The sequence below is a fragment of the Agromyces humi genome (genome assembly GCF_009720255.1).
GTDB classification, from domain to species: Bacteria; Actinomycetota; Actinomycetes; order Actinomycetales; family Microbacteriaceae; genus Agromyces; species Agromyces humi.
The window spans coordinates 1-1,295 of record NZ_WJSP02000633.1; the positions used below are offsets into that span (position 1 = coordinate 1).

The window sequence follows — 1,295 nt, forward strand, 5'->3', positions numbered from 1 at the left end:
GTGGCATCCGGCGACACGACCATGCGCATCGAGCGGATCTACGGGACGACGCTGCTGAACGCCGAGGACGGCATCGACTGGACGCTCGGCGTCGACGAGGCCGCCTCGACCGGAGTGGTCGCGTGAGCGCCGGGCACGGAGCATCCGCGTCCATCCTGAAGCAGCCGAAGGCCGTATGGGCCGTCGCGTTCTCGTGCGTCATCGCGTTCATGGGCATCGGGCTCGTCGACCCGATCCTGCCGGCCATCGCCGAGAGCCTCGAGGCCACCCCCACCCAGACCGAGCTGCTCTTCACGAGCTACCTGCTGGTCACCGGCGTCGCGATGCTCGGCACCAGCTACGTCTCGAGCCGCATCGGCGCGAAGAAGACGCTGCTCATCGGCCTCGGCATCATCGTCGTCTTCGCCGCCGCGGCGGGGCTCTCGCAGAACGTCGAGTCGATCATCGGCTTCCGTGCCGGCTGGGGCCTCGGCAACGCGCTCTTCATCTCCACGGCCCTCGCGACCATCGTCGGCGCCGCCGCGGGCGGCTCCGGCTCTGCGATCATCCTCTACGAGGCGGCCCTCGGCCTCGGCATCGCCATCGGCCCGCTCCTCGGCGGCTTCCTCGGCAACCTCAGCTGGCGCGGCCCGTTCTTCGGCACCGCGGCCCTGATGGCCGTCGGCTTCATCGCGATCGTCGTGTTCCTGAAGGACGATGCGAGCGGGCCGGATGCCGGGAGCCGGCCGGTGCCGACGAGGCTGTCCGCCCCCATCCGCGCCCTCCGCCAGCCGGCGCTCGCGGTGCTCGCCGGCGCTGCCCTGTTCTACAACATCGGCTTCTTCGTGCTGCTGGCGTACTCGCCGTTCCCACTGGGATTCGACGCCATCGGGCTCGGACTCACGTTCTTCGGCTGGGGCGTCGCGCTCGCGATCACCTCGGTCTTCGTCGCCCCACTCCTCACGGCGCGGATGCCGCGCACCCGGGTGCTGTGGATCGCACTGCCGCTCCTCGCCGTCGACCTCGCCGCCGCGGGATTCGTGATCGACGACCCGACGATGCTCGTGGTCTGCATCGTCGCCGGCGGACTCGTGCTGGGCGTGCTCAACACCGTGCTCACCGAGTGCGTCATGGAGGCGACCGACCTGCAGCGCTCCGTGGCGTCGAGCGCCTACTCGGCCGTGCGGTTCCTCGGCGGCGCCATCGCCCCGCCGGCGGCGGCCGAGCTCGCGCACCTCATCTCACCCGAGGCGCCCTACTTCGCGGCCGCCGGGTCCGTGCTCGTCGCGCTCCTCGTGGTGCTCGTCGGGCATCGC

1 protein-coding gene is annotated in these 1,295 nt (G+C 71.1%); it reads left to right on the forward strand.

Features of this window, described 5'->3' with window-relative positions:
* Window positions 1-122: 122 nt before the first annotated feature.
* A partial coding sequence (locus GH736_RS23080) for an MFS transporter (RefSeq protein WP_203230929.1) occupies window positions 123-1,295 on the forward strand: 1,173 nt, incomplete at its 3' end.